The 939-nt window shown below is 75.0% G+C and carries 2 protein-coding genes; one reads left to right on the forward strand and one right to left on the reverse strand.

From position 1 onward, the window contains the following. The coding region (locus SSNG_RS01610; RefSeq protein ID WP_007262033.1) for an SMP-30/gluconolactonase/LRE family protein at positions 1-743 on the forward strand (743 nt) is incomplete at its 5' end. Positions 744-791: 48 nt separating this feature from the next. Here SSNG_RS01610 and SSNG_RS38985 read toward each other — a convergent pair. Further along, positions 792-939, reverse strand: a 148-nt coding sequence (locus tag SSNG_RS38985) for a DUF1266 domain-containing protein (protein ID WP_129593375.1), incomplete at its 5' end; no start/stop codon positions are given.

Raw genomic sequence — 939 nt, forward strand, 5'->3', positions numbered from 1 at the left:
CCACCGCCTACTTCAGCGGCCGGGTCTACCGGATCGACGCGCCGGGCAGCGCCCCGGTGGCCCTGACCGGGGACGTCGGGGCCAACGGCGGGATCGTCGTCCGCGAGGACGGGCAGCTCCTCGTCGGCACGGGCAACGACCTCGCGCACTCGCTGACCGGTGACCTGTTCCCCACCTCGCGGCTGCTGCGGGTGGACCCTGATTCCGGTGCGGTCAGTACGTACGCAGCCGGCCTCGGCGGGATCGACGGGGTGGCCCTGGCGCCCGACGGGACCGTCTACACCACGACCCTGGGCGGCCGGAACATCGGCCGGGTCACCCCGGACGGCCGGGTCGATCCGGCCTGGGCCCGCGTCCCGCAGCCCAACGGGATCGCGGTCTCCCCGGACGGGGGCGAGGTGTACGTCGTGCAGACCACGGTGGCGCCCGGGCTGTACCGGATCCCCGTGGGCGATCCGGCGCACCCCAGGCTGTGGGTGTCCGCCGGGGTTTCCGACGCCCTCGCCCTGCCGGACGGGCTGACCCTCGACGGCCGGGGCCGCCCGCTGATCGCCACGCACGCGGCGGGTGAGATCTGGCGGGTCGAGGACGGGCGGCTCTGCTCCGTGGAGTCGGGGCTGCACCTCTCGACGCAGATCGCCTACGGGCACGGCGACCGGGGGTTCTCGGCGGGCCGGCTCTACCGGGCGGGCGTGGACGGGAAGGTCTACGAGGTGCCGGGCGGCGCCGAGACCGACCGCTGAGCCTCCCTCCGGGCCGGGGGGAGGCCAGGCCAGGTCAGGTCAGTCAGGTCAGGTCCAGGGGAGGGTGCGCCAGGGGCTGGCGGGGTCCGTGGCCAGGACGCGGTGGGTGGCGAGGGCGGTCTCGTACCACTCCCCGAACTCCTCCTCGTCGAAGTGGAGGCAGCGGCCGAGCACGTAGGCGGCCGAGAAGTCCTCC

This window comes from Streptomyces sp. C (genome assembly GCF_000158895.1).
Taxonomy (GTDB): Bacteria; Actinomycetota; Actinomycetes; order Streptomycetales; family Streptomycetaceae; genus Streptomyces; species Streptomyces racemochromogenes.